The 24,102-nt window shown below is 65.3% G+C and carries 19 protein-coding genes and 1 pseudogene; 1 reads left to right on the forward strand and 19 read right to left on the reverse strand.

The genetic code is table 11. The annotated features are described in order from the left end of the window. Window positions 1-60: 60 nt before the first annotated feature. The 9 genes and pseudogenes from ABD791_RS09145 to ABD791_RS09185 form a co-directional block, all read right to left on the reverse strand. Complete coding sequence (locus ABD791_RS09145; protein WP_345065179.1) at window positions 61-1,518, reverse strand: leucine-rich repeat domain-containing protein; 1,458 nt, start codon at window positions 1,516-1,518, stop codon at window positions 61-63. 361 nt (window positions 1,519-1,879) lie between these two features. After that, entirely contained in the window at window positions 1,880-2,665 is a 786-nt protein-coding gene (locus ABD791_RS09150) for an HAD-IIB family hydrolase (protein WP_345065182.1), read from the reverse strand. Window positions 2,666-2,805: 140 nt separating this feature from the next. Continuing rightward, entirely contained in the window at window positions 2,806-4,119 is a 1,314-nt protein-coding gene (locus ABD791_RS09155; protein ID WP_345065185.1) for a UDP-glucose dehydrogenase family protein, read from the reverse strand. Window positions 4,120-4,183: 64 nt separating this feature from the next. Then, entirely contained in the window at window positions 4,184-6,469 is a 2,286-nt protein-coding gene (locus ABD791_RS09160) for an ATP-binding protein (RefSeq protein ID WP_345065188.1), read from the reverse strand. Between the two features lie 35 nt (window positions 6,470-6,504). Beyond that, window positions 6,505-7,155 (reverse strand): response regulator, encoded by a 651-nt coding sequence (locus tag ABD791_RS09165; RefSeq protein ID WP_345065191.1) that lies wholly within the window; start codon window positions 7,153-7,155, stop codon window positions 6,505-6,507. A gap of 206 nt (window positions 7,156-7,361) precedes the next feature. Beyond that, window positions 7,362-7,967, reverse strand: a pseudogene (locus ABD791_RS09170) (thymidine kinase); the annotation flags it as partial. Between the two features lie 112 nt (window positions 7,968-8,079). After that, entirely contained in the window at window positions 8,080-9,183 is a 1,104-nt protein-coding gene (locus tag ABD791_RS09175; RefSeq protein ID WP_345065194.1) for an Rv2578c family radical SAM protein, read from the reverse strand. Window positions 9,184-9,277: 94 nt separating this feature from the next. Continuing rightward, entirely contained in the window at window positions 9,278-10,756 is a 1,479-nt protein-coding gene (locus tag ABD791_RS09180) for a malate:quinone oxidoreductase (RefSeq protein ID WP_345065197.1), read from the reverse strand. A gap of 86 nt (window positions 10,757-10,842) precedes the next feature. Further along, the gene (locus tag ABD791_RS09185; protein ID WP_345065201.1) at window positions 10,843-11,328 is read right to left on the reverse strand and encodes a DUF1801 domain-containing protein; all 486 of its coding nucleotides are present in this window, start codon (window positions 11,326-11,328) and stop codon (window positions 10,843-10,845) included. 94 nt (window positions 11,329-11,422) lie between these two features. Between ABD791_RS09185 and ABD791_RS09190 the strand changes: the two genes are divergently transcribed. Next, window positions 11,423-12,319, forward strand: a complete 897-nt coding sequence (locus ABD791_RS09190; RefSeq protein ID WP_345065204.1) for a response regulator transcription factor — start codon at window positions 11,423-11,425, stop codon at window positions 12,317-12,319. 630 nt (window positions 12,320-12,949) lie between these two features. Here the strand turns inward: ABD791_RS09190 and ABD791_RS09195 are convergent. From ABD791_RS09195 to ABD791_RS09240, 10 genes are all read right to left on the reverse strand, one after another. After that, the gene (locus tag ABD791_RS09195) at window positions 12,950-13,339 is read right to left on the reverse strand and encodes a hypothetical protein (RefSeq protein WP_345065207.1); all 390 of its coding nucleotides are present in this window, start codon (window positions 13,337-13,339) and stop codon (window positions 12,950-12,952) included. 73 nt (window positions 13,340-13,412) lie between these two features. Next, complete coding sequence (locus ABD791_RS09200; protein ID WP_345065209.1) at window positions 13,413-13,907, reverse strand: hypothetical protein; 495 nt, start codon at window positions 13,905-13,907, stop codon at window positions 13,413-13,415. A gap of 185 nt (window positions 13,908-14,092) precedes the next feature. Then, window positions 14,093-14,800 carry a signal peptidase I gene (locus tag ABD791_RS09205; RefSeq protein ID WP_345065212.1) on the reverse strand — a complete coding sequence of 236 codons (708 nt, stop codon included), beginning with the start codon at window positions 14,798-14,800 and terminating at the stop codon, window positions 14,093-14,095. Between the two features lie 99 nt (window positions 14,801-14,899). Continuing rightward, window positions 14,900-15,538 (reverse strand): SipW-dependent-type signal peptide-containing protein, encoded by a 639-nt coding sequence (locus tag ABD791_RS09210; RefSeq protein ID WP_345065215.1) that lies wholly within the window; start codon window positions 15,536-15,538, stop codon window positions 14,900-14,902. A gap of 35 nt (window positions 15,539-15,573) precedes the next feature. Further along, complete coding sequence (locus ABD791_RS09215) at window positions 15,574-16,194, reverse strand: SipW-dependent-type signal peptide-containing protein (RefSeq protein WP_345065217.1); 621 nt, start codon at window positions 16,192-16,194, stop codon at window positions 15,574-15,576. 261 nt (window positions 16,195-16,455) lie between these two features. After that, window positions 16,456-17,616, reverse strand: coding sequence for a GGDEF domain-containing protein (locus tag ABD791_RS09220; RefSeq protein WP_345065219.1), 1,161 nt, complete (start codon window positions 17,614-17,616; stop codon window positions 16,456-16,458). A gap of 40 nt (window positions 17,617-17,656) precedes the next feature. Next, on the reverse strand, window positions 17,657-19,351 hold the full coding sequence (locus ABD791_RS09225; protein ID WP_345065222.1) for a sensor histidine kinase: 1,695 nt from the start codon (window positions 19,349-19,351) through the stop codon (window positions 17,657-17,659). A gap of 49 nt (window positions 19,352-19,400) precedes the next feature. After that, the gene (locus ABD791_RS09230) at window positions 19,401-21,815 is read right to left on the reverse strand and encodes an EAL domain-containing protein (protein WP_345065225.1); all 2,415 of its coding nucleotides are present in this window, start codon (window positions 21,813-21,815) and stop codon (window positions 19,401-19,403) included. Between the two features lie 121 nt (window positions 21,816-21,936). After that, window positions 21,937-22,695, reverse strand: a complete 759-nt coding sequence (locus ABD791_RS09235) for an SDR family NAD(P)-dependent oxidoreductase (RefSeq protein WP_345065228.1) — start codon at window positions 22,693-22,695, stop codon at window positions 21,937-21,939. Beyond that, the gene (locus ABD791_RS09240) at window positions 22,686-24,062 is read right to left on the reverse strand and encodes an ATP-NAD kinase family protein (protein WP_345065230.1); all 1,377 of its coding nucleotides are present in this window, start codon (window positions 24,060-24,062) and stop codon (window positions 22,686-22,688) included. Before ABD791_RS09240 ends, ABD791_RS09235 begins: the two co-directional genes overlap by 10 nt. Window positions 24,063-24,102: the final 40 nt, after the last annotated feature.

A 24,102-nucleotide genomic window follows, 5' to 3' on the forward strand; every position in this document is an offset into this window, starting at 1 on the left:
AGGGCGGGTGCTCGGCCTCTCGGCCGGGCACCCGCCCTGTCTTGGTGTCGCGGGGTGCTATCAGGCGCGCTTGCGCGTGAAGGCCATCCCCGCTCCGGCGATGAGCAGCAACAGGGCTGCCACAATCGGCCAGACGGTGAGATCCACGCCGGTCGATGCGAGCGCAGTAGCGGTCGCTGCCGGCACTGTTGCGGCGGCGGGCGTTGTCACGACTGTGGGCGTTGTCACGACAGCGGGGGGCGTCACGGCTGCCGGCGGCGTCTCGGTTTCAGGGTCATCGTCCCCGGGCGGCGTCACCACCGGCGGCGTCACCACGGGCGGCGTCACCACGGGCGGCGTCACCACAGGAGGCGTCACCACGGGCGGCGTCACCACGGGCGGCACAACGGGAGTCGCAACAGTGAACGTGATCGTGCCGTTGAAGCTGCCAAGCTCCTCGTCTTCGGGGAATTCTTGCCAACCCAAACCGAATACGCCGGTGGCCGCGAACGTGATCGTACTGGCATCCGCGCTGAGCGTTGCACCCGCCGCAGCCAGCGATGCCGACGACGGCACGACAAATCCGCCGCCGTATCCGCGCAGCGGGTTCGGGATTGCGACCTTCGGGGCAACGGGTCCGAAGCTGGCCTTCTGGCCTTCCAGGTAACTCTCCATAGTGGTCGGGTTGGGCAGCGGGGAGATGTCGTAGACGGCAGCGTTAGCGCCGTCGACATCGCCGAGATCTGCCATCCCCCGCAGAGCCTCGATGCTGGACACTGTCGTATCCGAAAAGCCCACAGAATGCAGCCCGGTGAGGCCGGCGATGGGGCTCAGATTGTGCACGCTCGTGCCGCTGACGTCCAGCGACGAGAGGCTCGTCATCGATTTGAGCGGCGACAAATCGCTCAGCGGATCTTTCGTGGGGCTCTCAAACGAACTGGCGATAGTGAGGTCCTCGAGCGTACTGATCGAGGTGAGCGGAGTGAGGTTGGTCACCAGCGAACCCTTGATGGTCAGGCTCCGCAGGTTGTCTAGGTCGCTCAGCGGGGAGAGGTCGCTGATCTTCGTCTTGCCGAGTTCGATCAAGTAGAGGTCGGGCATGTTGGCCAGGACGGCCAACGATGTCGTCGGTGCGCCGCCGAGCTCCAGACTGCGCAGCCCCGTTGCGCCGGCGAGGGGGGTGAGGTCGGAGACAGTTGTGTCCGAGCCGGTGGACAGGAAGGATTCAAGCAACGTCGAATCGGACAGCGGCTCCAGCGAGCTGAAGCTGGAGCTATACATGGAAAATCTCTCGAGCTTGGTCGCGCCCTCAAGGCCGGTGAGGTCAGCGACCCCCGTGCAGGACACGCTCCTGAGCGCTTTGACCTCCTCCACCGTGAACGGTTTCGGGTCAAAGAGGCCAGCACGGGTGCGCTTTAAGCAGTCGGAAAGTTTCGCGTCAGGAATATAGGCGGCAGTGTCGGCGGAAGCGGGCGCCACGACTCCCGCAAAAGTCATGGTGGCGGCGAGTGCCAGGCCAACCGCCCCAATGGTCGTCATTCGTCTTCTGCTCACCGTGGTGCGCTCCTTGCTGCGACCTCATCTGGCCGCTGGTCAATGTTTGTGCGCGCGCAAAACCATGGCTTTGCGCCCCGCACCTCGAGTCAAGTGCCCGGGGGCGGATCGAGACATAGACCTAAGTCGCTACTTTGTGCACCGGAGTGGGTTCGCGGATGCCTGCCCCAGCCGAGAAGGCGCCGCCGCGCTGGTCGGGCGCCGCTACGCTAGCCGGCCCCAACGCGCGCCGCGGCGCCGGACCCGCGCGACGGCATCCGTGGTCTGTTCAGCGGATCTCGACCGGTTGTTGACCCTGTCGAGACACGATCAACGGATCTCGACGAGCTCGATCAGCGAAGGAGATTTAAGCGGATGCCGCAGACGCTGCGGCCCGCAGCTCGGGGATCAGTTTTGTCAGAAAGGCGGCAGTGTCTTCCCAACCTTCAACCGCGACACACTCCACGCCGAGCACCTTGACCGGATAGTCGTTGCCGTTCTCGTCGAGTCGGTCGCCCACGAACAGCATGTCGTCGAGCGGGATGCCGGCCAGCGCGGCCAGCTTCGTCATGCCGTAGGCCTTGTCGATGCCTTTGCGGGTGATGTCGACAGAGGTCGACCCGCCTGAGCGCACTTCGAGGTCGGGAACAAGCGCCTGCACGGCTTCGCGCAGGGTGTTCTTTTTGTCACCTGACGGGTCCCAGGCCATCTTCGCGGCGACCGGTGCGGCCTGCCCGAGTGCCGAGAAGGTGATCTGTGAGTCGCGGTCTTCCAGAATCGGGCCCCAGGTGTCGCTCTCCCAGTAGCCGAGCTCCCGCGCGGCGCCTTCGACGGCGGCGAGTGCGCGTGCCTTTTCGTCGTCGGTCAAGCGTTCGTTGTAGATCTGCGCCCAGTCGCCGTCGACGTGACGGTAGTACTGCGTGCCGCAGGTGGGCATGAGATGCAGACGCGCGAGGGCCGCGTCGTTGGCCGTCGTGAGGTTGTCAAGCAGCTGCATCCGGAACTGGGCGATCTGTCCGCCGGAGATAACGCACACCTCCACCTCGTCGAGCAGCTCGGCCAGCAGGCCGGCCATCCGAGGGTCGAGTGCTGATTTCGACGCGGCAAGCGTGTCGTCCAGGTCGAAAGCCACCAGGCGAGGGGTTGTCGTCACGAAAAAGTTCCTGTCTGGGAGAGGAGCTGGTCACCATCTCGGCAATCCGGCCAGCTCGCACACGCCCCTTTCGACAGTAGGCGACGCTGTCGCACTCGTCCAATCAACGGGTGGTGGTGCCTTCGCCTGCCGGCACGGGACTACGGGCGACCGAGACCGTAGTAGGTCCAGCCGGCCGCACGCCACGCCACGGCATCGAGTGCGTTGCGACCATCGACGATGATCGGGGTGCGCACCAGGTTTGCTGCCCAGATCGGGTCGATGGTGCGAAACTCGGGCCATTCGGTGACGAGCACCACGGCGTCGGCGCCCCGCAAGGTCTCTTCCACGCTGACTTCGTAGTTGAGCTGCGGATGCCGCGCCCGTGCGTTCGCGATGCCCTCCGGGTCGGTCGCCACGACGCCGGCGCCGAGTCCGTGCAGCTGCACAGCGACATCCAGGGCCGGCGAATCACGCACGTCATCGGAGTTGGGCTTGAAGCTCAACCCGAGAATTGCGACTTTCGACGTGTGGACCGGGCGAGCGAGCGCCTCGACGGTGAGGTCGACGACCCGCTGGCGACGGCGCAGGTTGATCGCGTCGACCTCTTTGAGGAACGCCACCGATTCACCGCGCCCGAGCTCTTCGGCCCGTGCGGTGAACGCCCGAATGTCTTTGGGGAGGCAGCCGCCGCCGAACCCGACGCCGGCGTTCAAGAACTTGCGCCCAATGCGCGCGTCGAAGCCGATGGCGTCGGCGAGTTGTGTGACGTCGGCCCCTGACACCTCGGCGATCTCGGCCATGGCATTGATGAAGCTGATTTTCGTCGCGAGGAAGGCGTTGGCCGACACCTTGACGAGTTCGGCCGTGGCGTAGTCGGTGACGACGAGCGGGGTCGAGGCGGCGAGCGCCACAGCGTAGACCTCGTTCAGGAGTGCGGTGGCTCGTTCGCCGGCTTCTCCGGTCGGAACGCCATAGACGAGGCGGTCGGGCGAGACAGTGTCGGCAACGGCGAAACCTTCGCGCAGAAACTCAGGGTTCCAGGCGAGGTGGGCGCCGGTGCCTGAGGCGGTGATGACGTCGGCGAGCCGGGCTGCGGTGCCCACCGGTACGGTGCTCTTGCCGACAACGAGGTTGCCGGGCGCCAGGTGGGGCAGGAGGGCATCGACTGCGGCATCGACGAAACGCATGTCGGCGGCGTGGCTGCCCGGCTTCTGCGGGGTGCCCACCGCGATGAAGTGCACGTCAGAGCCGGCCGCGTCGGCGATATCGGTGCTGAACCGGAGTCGGCCGGAGGCCATCGCCGAGGTCAGAATCTCGGGAAGCCCCGGCTCGAAGAAGGGCGGTGTGCAGTTCGTCAGAAGCGCAATTTTCGAGGGATCGACGTCAATTCCGACGACATCGTGTCCAAGCTCAGCCATTGCTGAAGCGTGAACTGCCCCGAGATAGCCACAACCGATGACTGACATTTTCATGCGTTACAACCCATGCTGCAATCGTAACGGTGAAGCAGATGCCATTCGGTCAACCGCGGCCAGGTCAGAGTTCCCGCACCACGCCGTTCGCTGCGATGATCAACATCCGCTGTTCTCCGGACTCCACCACGATGGTGGCAATGTCGGGGCGGCCCGACGGAAGGATGCGCGCGGTCAGACGACCGTGCTGCATCCGGTCGAGCTCGTGAGCGACGGCGTTTCCGACTGCGGTCCTCCCGACCTCACGTTGACGAACGCTGTCTTCGCAGTGAAGTGCACCATCATCGCCGTCATCGATCAACGACACATCGATTCCGCGTACACGCGCCAAGTGGGCCGCGGTGATCACCGGTTCAACGCTCAACGACCGGCCTCGTATGGAATCTCGGAGCGACGCTTCAACGAGCAGGCACTCTGCGCGGAGTGAGACGTCGACCGGGTCGCAGTCGTCGTGGCGCGCCTGCAGGCGCTCGCTCCCACGCAGTCCGGCGAGGCGATCGAGCAAGTCTCGTGCCCCGGAATTGACGCGGGAGAGTTCCGCGGCGCGCTCCTGCAGACTGGCCACCGAGGTCGCATCCTCGATTGTTCTGGCCGTGCGTTGCCGATTGAGCGTCTCCAGCGTCGCGCTCGACCGGCGCAGCCCCAACACGAAGAGCGAGCCGGCGAGCAAGGTTCCGGCTTGACGAATCACCAGGTCAACCCCGTCGCCCAGCGCCAACCCATTGGCCACGGCCCAGCCGATCGTCGCTGCGAAAAGTACTGCGTACCCGGTCCACGCCCAGCCGACACGCCCCTGAGCCACTAGAACCAACAACACCAAGGTGATCGCCCCGAGGTGCCACTGCACGAATGGCAGGCTTCCACCCGGCGTGATTTGGAAGAGCTGCAGCGTCGCGGTGACGGCACAGAGCACCAGCACGCGCACCGTCGTTGAATGTGGCAGCGGATACACCGCCGGTCGGGAGACGAGCACGGCGGCACCGACAACCGCGAGCACCGAGACGATCTCCCCGACAATCGGGCCGCGCGGGTCACGGTCGCCGAAGGCGAGCAGCGCGTGAACGACCGCGAACAGAAGCAACGCGGCAGAGATCGCGCGACGGCTGAGCCGCTGCATCCCACCCAAGGAGTACTCGGCGCTCGTTGCAGGGGCCTCGGCCCGCTCTTCGGATGGCGACCACGACAGGGAGACCCGGGTGCCGCGGCCGGGCGCCGAGCTGAGCCGTGCCGAGCCGCCATTGACCCGCTGCATCCGCCCGAGAATACTGTGCGAGATGCCGAGGCGAGCGGCCGGAACTCTCGCGGGATCGAATCCCACTCCGTCGTCGCTCACAAGCACTTGGATGCCATGCTGGTTGCCGTCGAGCCTGACACGTGGCTCGATCGGGCGTGCCGGTGTGGTGCCGGCGTGCAACACGGAGTTGCGCAGTGCCTCTGCGACAGCGTCAACGATCGCCGCAGCCGCGTCAGCGGGAATCGGTGGAGCGGCATCGGTGGCACGCATCTCAACGACGATGTGCGGCTGCAGTTTCACGGCCGTCTGACGAAGACGCATCGCCAGCTCGCCGATCGTGACCGGGCCCGATGATTCGCGCTCCGCCAGCGAATCGAGCAGGGCTGTCGTCTTCTGCGCATGGCGGGCGACGGCCTCGGCCGACGTGCGGCCGAGGCCGGCCATCAGCAGCGTCGACAGCACGCTGTCGTGCACGAGAGCGTTGATCAGCAGGCGCTCACGTCTGCGCGCCAGTCGGCGAGCGTGGTCGACTTCTTCGCGCCGCGCTGCGCCGACCGAGTCGTCGAGCTGCTCGGCGCTCTGTTTGATCGCGAGCACCAGTCCGACGAAAACGCTGACGAGTAGAAGTGAGTACAGGCCGTCTTGCAAGCCGATGAGCACCGGATGCTCATAGTTGGTCGTCAGCCCTCTCAGCAGCCCGCCGAGCGCACTGACCGCGATGGCATAGGCCCAGGCCAGGCGGCTGCTCGCGGCTGCGGCAACCGCCACCGCTGGAACGGCGGTGAACGTGATCGCCCAGGGTACGTTTGCGTCCGCCGGCAGCTGACCATCGGCCAGAACCAGCCAGAGAATAAGGTCGCCGAGCTGCACTGCCCCTGCTACCAGCGCGACGACACGCAGCACTCGGTGCGATGCCCAGAGCGCCAGGACACCGAGAATAACCAACATCCCGACCAGCAGCGCCCAAAACGCCGTGGACAGCCACGGCAGCGGTGGGTAGATCTGCAGCCGCATCGACTCGTACGACAGCGCGCCGAAGACGGCCCCGGTGATTCCGATTGCCAGATAGAGCATGCGATTGACGGTGCGGCTTGCCGCGACAGCAGACGTGCTCATCTCCCCCCTGCCCTGACTCTCCCCCACAGTCGAGCTCAGAGGCCGGGGATCGGCAGGATGCCGTCTTCCAACGCCCGCTTATACAGGTCGACTTTGGTGTTGGCCGGTCGGCCGACGCGCTCATACTTCGAGCGCACGCGTCGAATGTAGTCGATCACGGTCGACTCGGCGATTCCCGCGCGAGACGCGACAAGCGGTGCCTTCGCACCCGCCGCATAGAGCGACAACACCTGACGCTCGCGCGGACTCAACCCGGCATCAGCCAGATCGGGGTCACCGTCAAGCGCCGCAGCCCATTCCGTTGATGCCACGGGCTCGCCGGCCGCCGCACGGGTGACGGCGTCGAGGAGAACAGCCGTCGATTCGGACTTTCGCACGACACCAAGCACTCCGCTGCGGGCGGCGAAGCGCATCAGCTGCGCGTCATCACCTCCGGTGAACGCCAGCACATCGATGCCACGTTCACGCAGCGAGTCGACGTTGCCGGCAACCGTCGAACCATCGGCAAGGCGCAGATCGAGAATGGCCAGGTCGAGGTGGTCTCCGGGAGCGAGAGAATCGAGCAGCGCCGAGACGCTGCCGACTGTCGCGACAACTTCGATGCCGGGAATCGTCGAGAACAGATCGGCGAATCCACGAGCGACGATCTCGTGATCGTCAATCAGAGCAACGCGGTAACCGGACATACGAGTCTCCTTGTCAACCACTGCCCCCCATTCTGGGGCCGGTGGAAGTTGCGGCTTGAACGAAAATGCGTGGGTACCTACTGTGTGATGGGGGAACTACTGGGGGGACCAGTGGGGGCGCCCCCGTGCACGTCGGCATCTCGACGGTCGCCAGCAGGGCGCCTCTTCTCCCCCGCCAGACCGTGACTGTCGCGACTGCGGCTGCGATTGTTCAGCACGCCATCGCTTTCCTCGAGGTAGCACGACCCGCAGAGCGACTCGTAGGTCACCTCCACACCGTCGATGGCCACCTGGTCGCCGTCGAACACGAAGATTCCGTCGACCTTGCGACCGTTGAAGACTGCCTTCTTGCCGCAGCGACAAATGGTCTTCAGCTCTTCGAGGCTGTGGGCAATCTCAAGAAGTCGACGACTCCCCGGAAAGGCGACGGTCTGAAAATCGGTGCGGATTCCGTAGGCGAGCACCGGAACCCCTTCGAGAATGGCGATCCGCAGCAGGTCGTCGACCTGCGTCTCAGAGAGAAACTGCGCCTCGTCGAGCAGCAGCGCACTCACGTCGCGGCCCGTCGTCTGACGCGTGAGCGCGCGCCGTTCCTGAAACAGCGCGTAGACATCCGTCTGGGGCGCAATCAGAAAGTCGACGGCACGCGTCACACCGAGGCGAGACAGGATGCCGACATCGCCGCGGGTGTCGATGGCCGGCTTGGCGAGCAACACGTGGTGCCCGCGCTCCTCGTAGTTGTAGGCAGCCTGCAGCATCGAGGTGCTCTTGCCACTGTTCATGGCCCCATAACGAAAATACAACTTGGCCATGACTGGGCGGATCCGATCTCGGTGTGTGGTCGCTATTACCGTATTGAGCGTACCGCCCAGTCCTGCGCGGACCGGGTCAGAACCGCTATCGGCCCGAGATCCGCTGTCGACATCAGAACAGAGTGGGGGCAAGCTCCGGCGGCAGTTCCTCTGCGATGAGCGAACGAGGCGGTCGATCGCCGTCGGCCTGACGCCGTTGCCCCAACGCCCCCTCGCGTACGCCAGACGTGATTCCGGACGTGATTCCAGACGCGCCTGACGCCCCCGCAACCCGCTCCAGCCCGTGCGAGCGAATGAGCGGCTTGATCCGTTCCGCCAACCAGCGCCGATACTCCTTCGGCGCATAGGCGCCGTGATAGAGAGCGCGGTAACGCGGAAGCAGATTGGGATAGTCGCGGGCCAGCCAGCCGAGATACCACTCCTTCACGCCGGGCCGAAGATGCAGAGCGGTGTACAGCACGCTCGTCGCACCGGCGGCCCGTGCGCGACGCAGGGCCTCATCGAGATGCGCGGTTGTGTCGGTCAGAAAGGGAAGGATCGGCATCAAAAAGACCGCACAGTCGAGGCCGTGCTCACGCACCGCGGTCACCGTCGCCAGACGCGCCGCCGTCGAGGGAGTGCCAGGCTCGACGGCCTGCTGCAACTCATCGTCATAGATGGCGATCGACAGGGCGAGCTCCACTGGAACATGCTCGGACGCCTCAGCGAGAAGCGCGAGATCGCGGCGCAGCAGGGTGCCCTTGGTCAGGATCGACAACGGGGTTCCGTTCGCGGCGAGCTCGGCGATGATGCCCGGCATCAGGCGATAGCGCCCCTCAGCCCGCTGATACGGGTCGGTGTTGCTGCCGAGGGCGACAAGCTCCCTCCCCCACGTCGGCTTGGCCAGTTCTTTGTGCAGCACCTCGGCCACGTTGACCTTCACGATGATCTCGTTATCGAAGTCTTTTCCCGCGTCGAGATCGAGATAGTTGTGGGTCGGTCGAGCGAAGCAGTAGGTGCAGGCATGGCTGCAGCCGCGGTACGGGTTGATGGTCCAGCCGAACGGCATCGCGCTCTGGCCGGGCACGCGGTTGAGCGCCGATTTCGCCAGCACTTCGTGGAAGGTGATCCCGGCGAACTCTGGAGTCTGCACGCTGCGAACGAGATTGTTCAGCCGGGCCAACCCCGGCAGGGTTCCCGTCTGCTCTGTTTGTAGTTCCTGCCCGCTCCACCGCATGCTTCTAGTCGAACACATGTTCGATGATTATGCAACGGGCGCGCCAAATCTCTCGTCGTTTCGACGAGATGATTCAAGATGCGAAGCGCCCGGCCTAGGCAGGCAGGTGCAGTGCTGCGGCGGTCGCGGCAAGCGAGGCGGCGGCGTTCTGTGGGTCATCCGAGAGCTTGGTGCCGAGGCTCGGGATCATCTCACGCAGTTTCGACTCCCAGCCCGGGTACTCCGTGGGGAAGCAGCGCGCGAGCAGGTCGACCATGATCGGGGCCGCGGTCGAGGCTCCGGGCGAGGCACCGAGCAGGCCGGCGATGCTGCCGTCTGCTGAGGTGATGACCTCGGTGCCGAACTGCAGAACCCCGCCCTTTTTCTCGTCTTTCTTCATGACCTGCACGCGCTGGCCGGCGGTGATGAGTTCCCAGTCTTCAGATTTCGCGGTCGGCATGAACTCCTGCAGCGCCTTCATCTTCTTGCCGCGCGAGGCGAGCAGTTCGCCCACCAGGTACTTGACCAGGTCGAAATTGCTCATGCCGACGGCGAGCATCGGCACGATGTTGTGCGCGCGGATCGAGAACGGCAGGTCGAACCAGGTGCTGCTCTTCAAAAACTTGGGGGTGAAGCCGGCGTACGGGCCGAAGAGCAGCGAGGTTTCGCCGTCGACAACGCGGGTGTCGAGGTGCGGAACCGACATCGGCGGTGCTCCGACTGCTGCCTTGCCGTAAACCTTGGCCTGGTGCTGGGCGACGATTTTCGGGTTGCTGGTCTTCAAGAACTGACCGCTGATCGGAAACCCGCCGAAACCCTTGGCCTCTGGAATACCACTGTGCTGCAACAACGCGAGAGCGCCGCCGCCGGCACCGACGAACACGAATCGGGCGTTGACGTCACTGCGGGTCTGACCGACCAGACGCAGCAGCTTGACGTTCCACGTGCCATCCGCTTGCTTGGTCAGATTGGTGACCTGGGTGTTCAGGTGCACTCCGGCGCCCTGCTTGACCAGGTCGTCGAAGTAGAACTTGGTGAGCGCGCCGAAGTCGACATCGGTACCCATGGTGCTGCGGGTCGCGGCGATCTTCTGACGCGGGTTGCGCTTCTTGGTGATGAGCGGGGTCCACTCGCCGATGACGGCGGGGTCGTCGCTGAACTCCATGCCGGCGAACAGCGGCTGGTCTTTCAATACCGCGAAACGCTTCTTGAGGTACTCGACGTTGGCCTTGCCGTGCACGAATGTCATGTGCGGCGTCGGGTTGATGAACTTCTCAGGCTCCGGCAGCACGCCGGTGCTCACGAGGTGCGCCCAGAGCTGACGGCTGATCTGGAACTGCTCGTTGATGCTCACTGCCTTGTCGGCGGTGACGGTTCCGTCGACCGCTGCCGGCATGTAGTTGAGCTCGCAGAGTGCGGCGTGACCGGTGCCGGCGTTGTTCCACGGGTTCGAGCTCTCTTCGGCGACGTCGCCCAGTCGCTCGTAGACCTGGATGCTCCAGTCGGGTTGTAGCTGCTTGATCAAAGTGCCGAGAGTTGCACTCATGATCCCGCCACCAATGAGTACGACGTCGATGGGAGCCTCAGAATTCACACCTTCGAGTCTAACCTGGCGAATCGGGCGCTCCGTTCGCCCCGTGCAGGGTGCCCCTCATCGAGGGGAACGGGCTCTGACCGGTCTCAATTCGTGGTCGAACGAGGCGCCGGGCGGAGCGCGCTGGTCGGTTGGATGCGCTCGTAGGTCTGCAGAAATCGCTCGACAGGAAGAGCAGCAACCGCTCGAGCGATGATGTCGAGGTCGACATCCTCGAGCTTCGTGAACCTCAGGCAGCTCTTGCCCATGTTCAGCGTGCGCCCGGTCGCGGCCCATTCCGTGCGGAACGCCGCGTCGAGATCTGGGTTGCTGTAGAGCCCGTTCAGGTAGAGCGAGTTGTACTGCTTCTGAGCGGCAAGGCTGGCGTAGGCGAGGGGCTGCTTGTTGTACGTGTCTGGGTAGGTTGACAGCGGAATCACCCAACCCGGCATGCCCCATCCCATCACGAGCTCGTAGCCGTCTGGCATAGCCTCGCGCACAACGTTGAAAACCGGGAGGATCACGTCGCGGCGCTTCTCGTCGAGCGAAGCGAAATATTCTTCGACTTCTCGGGGCACGGGTGGCAGGCTCATGCCGCAAGGGTAGCGAATGCTGTTCGGTGCGACACGTGAATTCGCTGGCCCGCCCGAGAACGCGCCGGGCCGCCCCGTTGATACGATGAGGCCGATGGAGACCTTGGCGGAACGGCGCGTCGCCGTAATTATCGAAGATGACACTGACATCCGTCATCTGCTCGAAACGGTGCTCGAACAGGCCGGATTCGAAGTGGTGGCGACCTCAAACGGCCTCGACGGCATCGCCGCTGTGCGCGAGCACAAACCCCTTGTCACCACCCTCGACGTGAGTATGCCTGGCATTGACGGTTTCGAGGTGGCGAAACGCATCCGCGTCTTCAGCCCGACCTATCTGGTGATGCTCACCGCTCGCAACGAAGAGATCGATCTGCTGCAGGGACTCGATTCCGGCGCCGATGATTACGTGACGAAGCCGTTTCGTCCCCGCGAGTTGCGGGCGCGGATCGAAGCGATGTTGCGACGTCCGCGTGCGCACGGAGCCGTTGCGCCCGAGGCAGCCGCGGTCCACGCTGCGGTCTCCCCCGTCGCCGAGGCGCATGGCGCGGGCGATCCCGGCGCGCTTGGTGCTCATCGTGCGCTCGGCGCGCATGTCGACGGTGGCCGGGCGATCGAGGCGGGCGGCGCATCCGTGGCCGACTCAGCGAACGCGACGGATGCCGAATGGTTGCGACACAACGGACTCCAGCTGAATTTCTCCAGCCGCATTGTGACTCTCGAGGAGGTCGAGGTCGACCTCACCCGCAGCGAGTTCGAGCTGCTCGCTGCGCTGCTGGAGTCGGGGCGGCGGGTGCGCAACAAGCAGGATCTCGCGCTCCTGCTGCGCGGCGAGGCTTACCTGACCAGCGGTTTCGTGAGCGAAACCGACAAGCGTGCGGTCGAGGTGCACCTGACGAACCTGCGGCGCAAGCTCGGCGACAGCGCCCAGTCGCCGCGATTCATTGAGACGGTGCGCGGGGTCGGCTACCGATTGAGCGCCGCGCGGGCCTAGCGGCGGCGTGGGCGCGGGCGTTGCGGTAGCGCGGACGTAGCGCTCATCCGGCCCCTGTCGCTCGGTCGAAATCACTCGGTCGAAATCACTCGGTCGAAATCACTCGGTCGAAATCACTCGGTCGAAATCACTCGGTCGAAATCACTCGGTCGAAATCACTCGGTCGAAATCGCGTCGCGCGGGTCGAATGCCGCTGCGCCGGTTGGCGCCAACCGGCGTAGCGGCATCCGACCCGCGCAGCGTGATTTTGTGCGATTCTGTCCAGCTCTCCGACCCGCGTCGCGGCGCTGAACCCGCGCAGCGTCATTCTGTGCGATTCTGTCCAGCTCTCCGACCCGCGGCGCGGCGCTGAACCCGCGCAGCGTCATTCTGTGCGATTCTGTCCTGCTCTCCGACCCGCGGCGCGGCGCTGGACCCGCGTCGCGGCGCTGAACCCGCGCAGCTCCGGCTTCAGGGGCGAAGGCGCGAATCCCCTCTCGACGCGTTCCATCCCATTCGACGGAGATTCGGCCCAAAAACGCGACTTTCGGCGTGAGAACAGCCAAAATCACGAAAATCTCCGTCGAATGGTGAACACGGGTGGGTCGGATCACGGTGGATTGGGTGAGAGCCCGGGCGGATGTTGCGGCGTCAGCTCGAGAGACGCGCGAGCACGGCGACGAGCGCCCGGCAACTGCCCTGACCGTCGCTGAGCAGACCGCTGATCGACGGCTCACATGCGCCGATGCCCGACCGGTGAAGCTCATCGAGCATCGCAGTGGCCGACGCCTCGAGCACAACCGCGCCGATCATGTGCGCCGACGAGCGGATGCTGAGCAAGACGACATGCGCCTCGTCGACCAACTGTGCGGCAAGAGCATCCGTCAGTCTCTGGGCTCGGGTATCCCAGAGGCTGACGAAATCAGTGACGAAACTGGTGAGACTGCAGGTGTCGCCATCGAGCTCGTCGAGCAGTGCGCTCAGCACGCTGCCGTCGAGATACTCTGACGCCGGCCAGACCGGGGCTCGTTCTGCCGTCATCAGCATGAGCTGTGGCTGGCTAAGCCGTGGGGAGACAGAACGGCGACGCTCGAACTGCAGTGCAGGGAACAGCTCATGAGCAGTTTTTCCAGCCCTTCCCGTTCGACCTGGTCACATTGATCGAGTCGGTCGTTGCCGAAAGCCAACTCGGTGCCGAGGTCGCGATCGCCGTCACCGTGACGAGGTAGTCACTGTTGTCGGGCACGGAGTCATCGTTCGCAGCGAACACCTTTGACAAGCCGGTGCCGACGTCAATCGAAAAATTGGTGTTCTCCCAGGTGTCGGTGAAACTGATGCGGTATCCGGTGCGTTGAATCGTCGCCTGACTGGGTGCCGTCCAGGTGAGAGTCAGTTTCGCGTTCGACCCGGTGCCGGAAAGCGAACATTGCAGCGAGGTGACGGTGCCGAGCGAGCCGGCCGTGATCGAGGGGGTGGCCGCGGTCGTCTCGGCGTCGGTGAACGACGCCAGGGTGGAGTTGACCGGAACGACGAGAGCACCGAGCACGATGGCGAGTGCGGCGAGAACGACGCCCAGGGAGAGGCGCAGACGCCGCGCTCTCAAGTGCACCGCTCGGGTCGACGGCGGGACCACTCGGGTCGGCACCGGTACCGCTCGGGTAGGCACCGGGACCGCTCGAGTCGACACCGCTGGCGACACCGCCGCCGCTGCCGACGCCGCCGCTGCTGCCGACGCCGACGCCGACGCCGCGACGCTGTGCTGCGCTGCGCTCTGACGCACCGAACCGCGGCGCATCAGACTGCCACTTTGGAGTGACGGGGGCTCTGGTGCCGCCGAGAACTGCCCCGGTGCCGCCGAGAACTGATCGTGCGGACTGCCGATGTCCCACTGGCGGCTGGTGCAGATGCAGCCGCGGATGCAACGGAAGATGCAGTTACCGAGGCACCGACAAAGTCGGCTGCGATTGCGGGGCCGGCCGTCGCCTCATCCGCTTCGCCCTCGACCCGACGCGGCCAGAACGCCCACATGACGAGCGCTGCTGCGCTGAGGGTGATCGAACCGAGCACCAGCGGATTGCTGAACCACACGACAACGTTGGCGAGGCCGGGGGCCGACCAGAGCACGAGGCGCACAGTGGACACGGTGTACGGCGCCGGATCTTCCAGCTCGTTCGCGTCGCCCTTGAGGGTGATCGAGCGAGTGCCGTCGGCAGCGGCTGCCGACGCCGTCGTGACGCGGTGGGTGACCGGCAGCTTGCCCTCGCGGTCGACAGTGACCACGTCACCGACATTGATCTCAGACGCCGAGATCTCCCGCACGAGCGACAGAGAGCCGGTCGGGATGGTGGGGCTCATCGAACCGGTCTTGAACATGATCAGCGAGATATTGAAGAAGAACGCGAGAGCGACGAGGGTGAGTGCAACGAGACCGCCGAGTGCGGCGAGGTTCAGCCCGATTTCAGCGAGGCTGTGGCGGATACGCCGGGTGCGGGTGGCGGTCATCGTGTCTCTCCTTCTGTCGTCTCAGTGTGCACAGCAGTGGGTAATGCTGAGGGTGAAGATGTCTGGTGCGGATGTCGCGTGGCGAGTGGTGCGGGTCGGCTAACCGGAGACTGCGGTGAATGTCCAGATCGGCGCGGAGGTTTTGCCCTGCGCCGCGTTGTCGACGGTGGCCGGCATTGTCACGGCGAAGCAGTAGTTGACCTGGTTGGCGCCATTGGGGGTCACCAGGAAGGAGGAGCCGACGGCCTGACCAGTGGTCAGCGCCGAGCCCGGCGCGACAACTGTCGCCCCTGCGGCGAACGCGGCTGCGGTGCAGCCGCCGGCTGCGCCGTTCGCAATGCTCTTCACGCCATAGGTGAGGTACTCGCCGAGGCCGGTTCCGCTGGTGTTGTTCGTTGCAGCCGCAGCCAGTGTCACCGTTCCGGCCATGCTCGGGTTCGCGGTCTTCACCGAGAACAGGGCATAGCTGGTCATGCCCGGCCCCAATCCCGTCACCGGTACAGCAAAGTTGAGTGCTGCGCCGCTGCTGGAGGGGTGCTGACCGAACGCTCCGCCGTCGATGCTTCCGACGACGTCGAAGCGTCCGGCTGTGAAGGTGGCTGCCGCCGTCTCGCTGTCGTTCCACGAGGCCAGGGTGACGCTGGCTCCCACACCGAGAACCAGTGCGCCGGCCAGGATCGCGCGGAGCCGGGTGAACCGGCCGACTGCGCGAACCCGGGGGTGTGAATGACGAGACATGACAGCTGCCGCTTTCTACTGAGAGTGCCGGGTTTCTAGGAAGCGGGTGTGGCGAGTGCAGCGTTGGAGACTCCGCCGAACTCCCAGGTGACGGTGCTCGCGCTGCTCTGCGCCAGGGTGGCGTCGGCGGTCACGGCGATGCACAGGTAGGCGGTCGTCGCTGCGTCGTTGAGCGCGAAGGCGTTAGCCAGCGTGCTGGCGCTGACGGCGGTGCTCACCGGTGCGATGAGAGTGCCGGTCGTCGCTGCATCGCAGCCCCAGGCCGCTGTCTTCAGGATCTTGTAGGTGAGGTGGCTGCTGGCGTCGACGCCGGGAGCGACCGGAGCGGTCGAGGTGGACTTGATCGTCACGTCGGCCACGTTGGTGGTGCCCGTCGCCAGCTTCACGGCGAACGGAGCGTACACAGTGGTGTTCGGCGAGAGGGTGCCGGGGCCGACCTTGAACGTCAGTGCAGCAGGGCTGGACGACGTGGCGTCGGTCCAGGTCGTGCCGTTGGCGCTGCTCTGGATGTTGAACTTGCCGCCGGTGAACGCGCCGAACGCGAACTCCGAGTCGTTCCAGGATGCGAGAGTGACGGTCGCTCCAACGCCGAGCACGAGGCTTCCGGCGAGAATGGCGCGAGCCTTGACTCCGAATGAGCGAGTTGATTTCTTCACTGGTACCCCTTAGTGCGACTGAATGAGAGTTGTCGAGACTGTCGGCATCCGGTGCCCCGTCTCATAAACAGGATCACGCGTGAAGTGCAGGGTTCTGCCAGCGAAGGCACTCGGGTGCCCCAGGCTTTACGCAGTTTTTGCGCAGGATTGCCGCGGACGCGCTCACGATGGCGTCAGCGCACGGTCATCGCGAGGGTCAGCGCAGGGTCAGCGCAGGGCAGCGCGAGGCAGCGCACCTGGTCGGCGCGGGTGAAGAAATGGTCAGCGCGCTGCTGCTGCAACCTGGATGTCGTTGCCGCCTGCGCTCTTCACTGCCTCGACGGCGCGGGAAACGGCGGCCGTGAGCGCGTCGAGATCATGACCGTGGTCACCGGTGTGCGCGACGCTGAAACTGGCGGTGAACCGAATCTGCTCGCCCTCCTCCAGCGGGGTGTCGACCAGTGCGATCTGCAGTCGGGCGGCGATCGCGCGCGCATCGAGTGCACTCGCTGCCTCGACCAGAATCAAGAAACGCCCCGCCGCCGGGTGCCCGATCAGCGCCATCACCGGCGCCGTACCCCGGAGCGTCGCGGCGAACCGCGCGATCGCCTGGTCGCCGGCGGCACGGCCGAAGGCGATGTTGAACTCGGGAAGGTTGTCGATGTCGGCGCCGATCAGTGCCAACGGCACCGCGGCGTGCTCGGCCCGGTCGAGATGATCGGCGGCCGCTTGGGTGAAGGACGACGCCGACAGCACTCCCGCCGCAGAGTGGATGCCATCGGTGAAGTCCCCGACCGCACCGCCCGCGCGCTCAGCCCGCAGGGTCGAAAGCGCGATGGAGAGTGTGACCATCAGCAGCATGTTGACGAAGGTAACGGTGGCGGAGCCGAACTTGTCTATGAAGAACGCGCCGTCATGGCCGTCGATCACGAGCACCAGCGACCGTGCGGCATAGAAGCCGCCGACGAGCCAGTAGACCACCGATGCGATCCGGCCGTTCACATTGCGTTTGAGGCGACGGCTGGACATTTCAACGGCTGCGCAGAGGGCGAACGCGGACACACCGAGGTTGAATTCGACGGCACCGGCCCAGCCACCGGCATCCGGACCCCGCACGATGACCGCAAGAGCGACGAGCGCCGCGACACCTCCGACAACAGCGAATCGGGCAGATTTTCCGTTGAACAGGCGAGCACCCGACCACATCGAGCCGAGGGCGATGGGCAGTGCGGCGTTGCCGATAATCAAGGCGATCCAGGTCGAGGGGCTCATCGCGTAGACGGTCAGACCGAACGCACCGAGAATCGCGGCGATGAATCCGACGCTCCACATGCGGCCGATAGCGTCATTGCGGCTGAAGGCCGTGTTCAGAATGAACGACAGACCGCACAGCACTGCGATGACCCCGCTGACGGCGAGCAGTGTCAGCGTGTCGAGTGGCATCGAACCTCCAGGCGCGAGTCGTGGGCGAAGTCGGCGTTCCTCACAGGTGCTCCAGTTTTCTGAGCTCATGTTCGACGGAGGCGTACGGCGCCAGCGACAGCGTCGCCACCGCGGTCGTGCCCACGCCGGGTTCCGAACTCAGCCGTAGCTCGCCACCGTGCTGACGCATGATGTCGCGACTGAGACTCAACCCGAGACCGGTGCCGTGCACGGCCGAGCCGCGCACGGAATCGGCACGATAGAACCGTTCGAAAAGTCGCGTCTGCTCGGCCGCGCTCATGCCCTGACCCGTGTCTTCGATGCGGAGTTCGGCCACCGAGTGGCCGGCGCTCACGACGACCGAGATCCGTCCGGAATGTACGTTGTACTTCACCGCGTTCGAGAGCAGATTGTCGACGACCTGACGCAGACGAAAGGCATCCGCTTGAATCCAGACCGGTTCAGTGGCCGGCTGCTCAATCACGATTGCGCGTTCTTGTGCGAGGGGACGGATTGCTTCAACGGCGTCAGTGACAATTTCTGAGAGCTCACATCTCTCGAGCGCGAGCATGAGCGAGTTGTTCACCTCGCTCGCCGCGGTGAGAAGGTCGGAGACCAGGGTGAGAAGGCGCTCTGCGTTCTTCTCAGCCACGGTGAGCATGTGCCGAGTCGACGGTTCGACGCGCTCGTCATCGAGGGCGAGCTCCAGGTAGCCGAGCACCGACGTCAACGGAGTGCGCAACTCGTGCGAGACGGATGCCACCAGGTCGTCACGTGCCTGGATCGCGCGCAACTCGGCCGTCACGTCACGCAGCACGAGAACGCTGCCGTCGAACTCGCCGGCACGGTCGCGCAATGGACGCGTCGAGACCAGGAACGCAGCCCGGTCGCCGCCCGCTTCACCCATCCACACGGTAACCCGGTCGATGGTCTCACCGCGGAGCGCACGGCGGTACGGCCGGTCGTCCTCCTCATAGGGCGTCACCCGATCCTCGCGATAGATCACCCGCGGCACCGCGAGATCGCTGCGCTCTCCGAACCGTTCGAGAATTTCACGGTGCGCCCGGTTCACGAGGTGGGCATGTCCGGTGCGATCGAAGCTGATCACACCGAAATCGACAGCGTTCAAAATTTCATCAAGCGTCTGTTCCTGCCTGCGCGACCCACGCAGCGCGACCTCAAACAGGCCTGCCTGCTGGGTGAGCAGCACCCGCTGGGCGGCCCCGCGCCGTGCGGTGCCGTAGGTGCTCACTGCGACGAATGACAGGACGATTGGCACGATGGCCAGGCGCGGAATCTCCGCCTCGTCGACCAGGGAGCCACGAAACAGCACGGTTCCCCAGATCATCACGGAGGCGAACGCGACGCTACCGATGGCACCCCACATCCCAAAGTGACCCGCAAGCCAGATAACCGGAAAAACCAGGAGGAAGACCGCGCCGAGGAATGGCTGCGCCTCGCGCATCATGACAATTGCAACGATATCCACGACCGGGAGAATGGTGATCCACACCGGAGGAAAACGTCCCCAGGGGACGGCGGCGGCGAGGGCCGTAGTTGTGAAAATGAGTACCGTAGCGGAGAAGAACAGTGGGCCGCCCAGCGTCTCCGGCACCGCGACGGCTGAGATTCCGATGAGCAGCAAGGTCGATGCTGAAAGAAGCAGCTGGGAGACGAGAGCGGATCGCCCGAGCAGTGAAACCTCGGAGTTCGGCACGCCGGAGTTCGACACTCTGTGGCGCTCCGTTTCCCCCATTCGTTGAGCCTAGCAACGGTTCAGTCGTCCCTCGTTCGCGGGACGACAATCAGGCGATTCGAACGGCTCCGAGTGCACGAGGCGCGATTGCTGCCGCGCCGAATTGCTCCAACCGATCCACGGTGTGATTCAGGCTCTCGGGAACCCCGTAGTAGTAGCCCTGCGCGCTGCGCACGCCGATGACGCCCAGGTGATCGGCCATCGCCTGGTTCTCGACACCCTCGACGATCATTGAGTACTCGAGGTTGTCGCCGAAGCTCTGCAGAGCCATCAGAACCTCACGTTGACGGATGTCGTCGAGGTCGTCGACGAGACTGCGGTCGATCTTCAAAATGTCCATCGGCATCCGCACCAGGGCGTCGACGGAGGAGTCCTGCGAACCGTAGTCGTCGAGGGCGATCAGGATGCCCAGGTCGCGCAGCCGCTCGGCTTCGGCACGCACCTCGGGGGAAACCCGGGCGACCGAGCGCTCATTGAGTTCGAGGCAGAGGGAGATTCCGGGGTACTGGGCAGCCAAATTGACGAGAAACGTGCCCATCCGCTCGGGCAGAAGCTGGGGCGCCTCGATGTTGATGGCCATGCAGACGATTCTCGGCTCGACGAGCCGGAATGCCGCAGCCGCGGCCATCGCTTTGGTCGCGACCTGGCGGGTGAGGGCATCCATGCGCCCAAGCGCCTTCGCCGTCTCGACAAGCGACGAGGGCGGTACGGCGCCGACCTCGTCGTCGGAGTACCTCACGAGCGCTTCGAACGCCCAGATCTGACTGTTGATCAGGCTGACGATCGGTTGGAATGCGACGTCGAGGCGGTCGTCATCGATCGCACGCACGACCACATCGTTGAGGTGCGAGGAGCGGTGACGTGAGACATAGATGCTGCTCTTCTTCGCCGGCCCCACCGCGCGGCGAGCCTTCTTGGTGACGAGCATGCCCTGGTCGGCGTCCTGCACCAGGTCGTCGATGTCGCTCTCGCGGTGGGCCGAATAAGCCAGACCGATGCTGAGCACCGGGGTGAAGGTGTGGACACCGATGGTGACCGACCGGCTGGCGTCCGCTGCGATGCGCTCGGCGATGGCTTTGGCCTCCTGCAGGGAGGAGAGATGGGTGAGGATGACGACGAATTCGTCGCCGCCGACCCGGGCAACGAAGTCTTGCGGGCGAACCGCTGCCCCGAGACGATGGCCAATGGTGCGCAGCATCTCGTCGCCGACCGAGTGACCGTGACGGTCGTTGAGCTTTTTGAAGTCGTCAAGGTCGATGAAGAGCACGGCGAGGGCCTCTGAGTACTCGCGATGGTCGTTGATATCGGTGAGCGCATCGTGGAAGGCGCCATAGTTCGGCAATCCGGTCAGCGGATCGGAATTGGCCCGCATCGTCAGGCCACCGATATTGAACCGGGACCTCATCACTTCGCTGGCCGTGAGGGCGAGCGCGACCAGGGCGCTGCGGTCGTCGGTGGTGAACGCGCTGTCGCGGCCGTCACGCCGTGCCACAACGTATTCGGTGTGCCCCCGGTGCAGCGACACCGCGGCTCCGATTTCTCCCCGGCCTGGCGCCTCGCCGCGCACAATCACCGACTCGGCACCGATCGTATCGCCGACGGCTGTGCGGAGGAGCTCAGCCACCTCGTTCGCGGCATCCTCGTCAGTCAACGCCCCTGAACCACGCACATCCGCGGTGACAGAGCTGAGCGCTTCGCTGGTCGACAACACCCGCACTCCGGCGATCAACCCGACCAGGCGATGGCGCATCGTCACGTTGAGGTTGCTGACGTTGACCCCGGTGGCGATGACGACGAGCAGCAGGAGCACGATGAGCGTGTTGAGTTGCTCTGTGCCGGCGCTCATCAGGGGAAGCCCGAATTGGCTCCAGCGTCCGGCGAGGAGGGCGATCACCATTGTGGCGGCCATGGCTGCCACGGTGCGAAGCGGCGAGAAGGGCAGCCGACGCCGAGTGTCGCTGAGGGAGAAGACCCTGACTCGCAGTGATTCGACGGCGATGACGTAGACGATGTAGAGGCCGCAGGCGACGGCAAGCGCGCCATTGGCGACCAGGCCGGCGGCGGTGAGCAGTTCGGCGATGATAATTGCGACAAGTGCTCCGGTGCCCGCGAGCGCCGCGCTGTAGAGCGCGACGAGCCGACGCCCCTGGTGCATGTTCGCGACGAGAAAGACGCCCAGGGTGATGAGGCCAGCAGTGGCCAGCGCCGGAAGTTCAGGCACCAGGGCGGGAAGGGTGATCACCGGAACGCTGACCGTCATGCTGCGATGAGGCACGTGGCCCAGCCGGATCCGGCACGCCTCGACTGCTCCAGCGCAGAAGACGCTGGCGAGCGCGAGCGGCCACCTCGTGACCTCGCCGAGGACCAGCACCACCAGGGCGTTGAGCACCAATGCCCCAACGACGAGGACCATCAGAATGACGATCGCTCGCCTGATGTTGGGCAGCCCCCGAAATTCGTTCACGCAGTCAGAGTAGTGGAGCCATCGCGCGTTTCATTGTTGACAGGCACGAGGCAGACAGTCTCAGCTCCTCACTGCTTCATCGAGGCGGGGGTCGTTGCGGCACAGCGGATGCCGCGGGTGGTTACGCGATGCCGCCACCGTCGACGACGAGCGCTGAACCCGTGACGTAGGAGGAGTCGTCGCTGGCCAGCCAGACGACGGCCGCGGCGATTTCGCTCGGCTGGCCCATGCGTCCGAGCGGGCGGTCGGCCGACTCGGCGAGGAACGCGTTGGCGTCCTGCGAGAGCTGACGGGCCTCTTCGAGCAGCATGCCGGTGTTCACATCACCCGGGTTGACCGAGTTGACGCGAATTCCCTGCGGGCCGTGGTCGATCGCCAGTGCGCGGGTCATGTTGACGACGGCGCCCTTCGAAGCGCAGTAGGAGATGGCCTGGCCGCCGCCCTTGAGTCCCCAGCCGGAACCGGTGTTGACGATCGAGCCGCCGCCGTTCGCGGCCATGATCGGCACGACGTGCTTGCTCATCAAGAAGATCGACTTGACGTTGACGCCGAAGACGCGGTCCCACTCCTCGGCCGTGGTCTCGACGGCGGTGGTGCGACGGATGATGCCGGCGTTGTTGAAGACGACGTTCACGCCGCCGAACTCCTCGACCGTGGTGGCGATGATGCGCTGGATGTCATCTTCGTTCGAGACATCGGCTGCGATCGCAACGGCCGTGCCGCCTGCCGCGCGGATCTCTTCGACGACTGCCTCAGCGGCATCCGCTCGCAGGTCGACGACGGCGACCTTGGCGCCCTCGGCAGCGAACGCCAGCGCGGTGGCGCGGCCGATTCCGCCGGCGCCGCCGGTGACGATTGCATTCTTGTTTTCTAGACGCATGACTGCGCTCCTTCATCTTTCGTGAGTGAAACTACTGGTGCTGAAATCTGTGGTGAAGCCTGTGCTGACACCGGTGCCGAAACCGGTTCCGTGACTTCGGGCGCAGTGACAGGGTAAACGCCGGCGCTGCCGACCCCCGTGATCACCCGGATGTAGCCCGCCAGACTGCGGTCGACCACAGGGTTGCCCGTGTCGACGAGCAGCGGCTGCCCGAGCAGCAGGGCCAGCTTCTGTTCGGTGGCGACGACGAGCAGCGGATTCTCACCGAGCGCTGCGACAACCGAGGCAGAAATCTGCTGGTTGCCGCGCCCGAGCAGAAACCCTTGCCCCCCGATGACGGTGACGACGGCTTGCGTGCGGGCGACACCTGTTGCGCGAGCGACGCCATCCGTGACCGCGCGTGCGCTCACATCGTCGCCTCCAGCGGTGAGCACGCGACGATTTGAGCGCACGCGCGAGGAATCTGACGCGGGCAATGGCTCAGCGGCGAGCAACGCGCGACCGGCGATCAGGTCGAGGAGTTGTTGCTCGGACGCATCGGCGAGCACGAGCTCACCCTTCCTCGCCGCATCTACCCGCACTACGTCGACGCCGAGCGGCGTCTTCTCGATTCCGAGCTGGCGGGCGATCTCCCTGGTGGTCCCGCCCGGGCCGAGCAAATAGTGGGTGCCGCTGTTCATCGCCGCGACGGCTCCGCGCGCGGCAGCCTGCACGGCAGCGGCCTCCGAGACCGGTGTCGCGCTCTTGCGCGACTGGGTGCGCCCGAGAACGAATGGCACCTGCACGAGAGCGAACAGTTTCGGGTCGACCCTGCCGTGACGAATCTGCTCCTCGTCGACGTCGAGCACCTCGCGCTCAGTGAGCGGAATCTGCTCGTCCCCGAGCCAGTGGGCGGCCAGCGCACCGGCCGCCGTCGGGCTCACGGCGAAGCATCCCGAATACATTTTGACGCCCGCCGGCACGCCGAGCATTGGCTGCCACGGGCGGAGAGCGGATGCGACGTCGCGCGCGGTTCCGTCGCCTCCGACGAAGAGAATCAGGTCGGCGCCCGCCTCCTCGATGGCGAGGGCGGCGGCCGTCGTGTCGGCCCCGGTCGAGGGCGAGTCGGCCTGGTAGACGACGCGAGCCGCCAGCCCGGCTTGACGCACGGCATCCGCGCCCATCGCACCGTCGGCCGTGATGATCTCGGCGTGCGGGTGCGCGGCCGCGACCACGGTGAGCGCGGCGACGGCGCGCTCACCGGAACGCGCCTGTGCGCCGCGGGCCAGCGCCGCAGCCTGAACGTCTGGCCCGTCGCTGCCCTTGAGTCCGGCCGGCCCACCCACCCCGGCAACGGGGTTGATGAGCAGGCCGATGGTGCGAATCATACGTGGGGCTCCCGCTTCTGGTTGTTCGTAACTCGTGTCT

The sequence above is a fragment of the Glaciibacter kafniensis genome, from assembly GCF_039538945.1.
Lineage (GTDB): Bacteria > Actinomycetota > Actinomycetes > Actinomycetales > Microbacteriaceae > Cryobacterium > Cryobacterium kafniensis.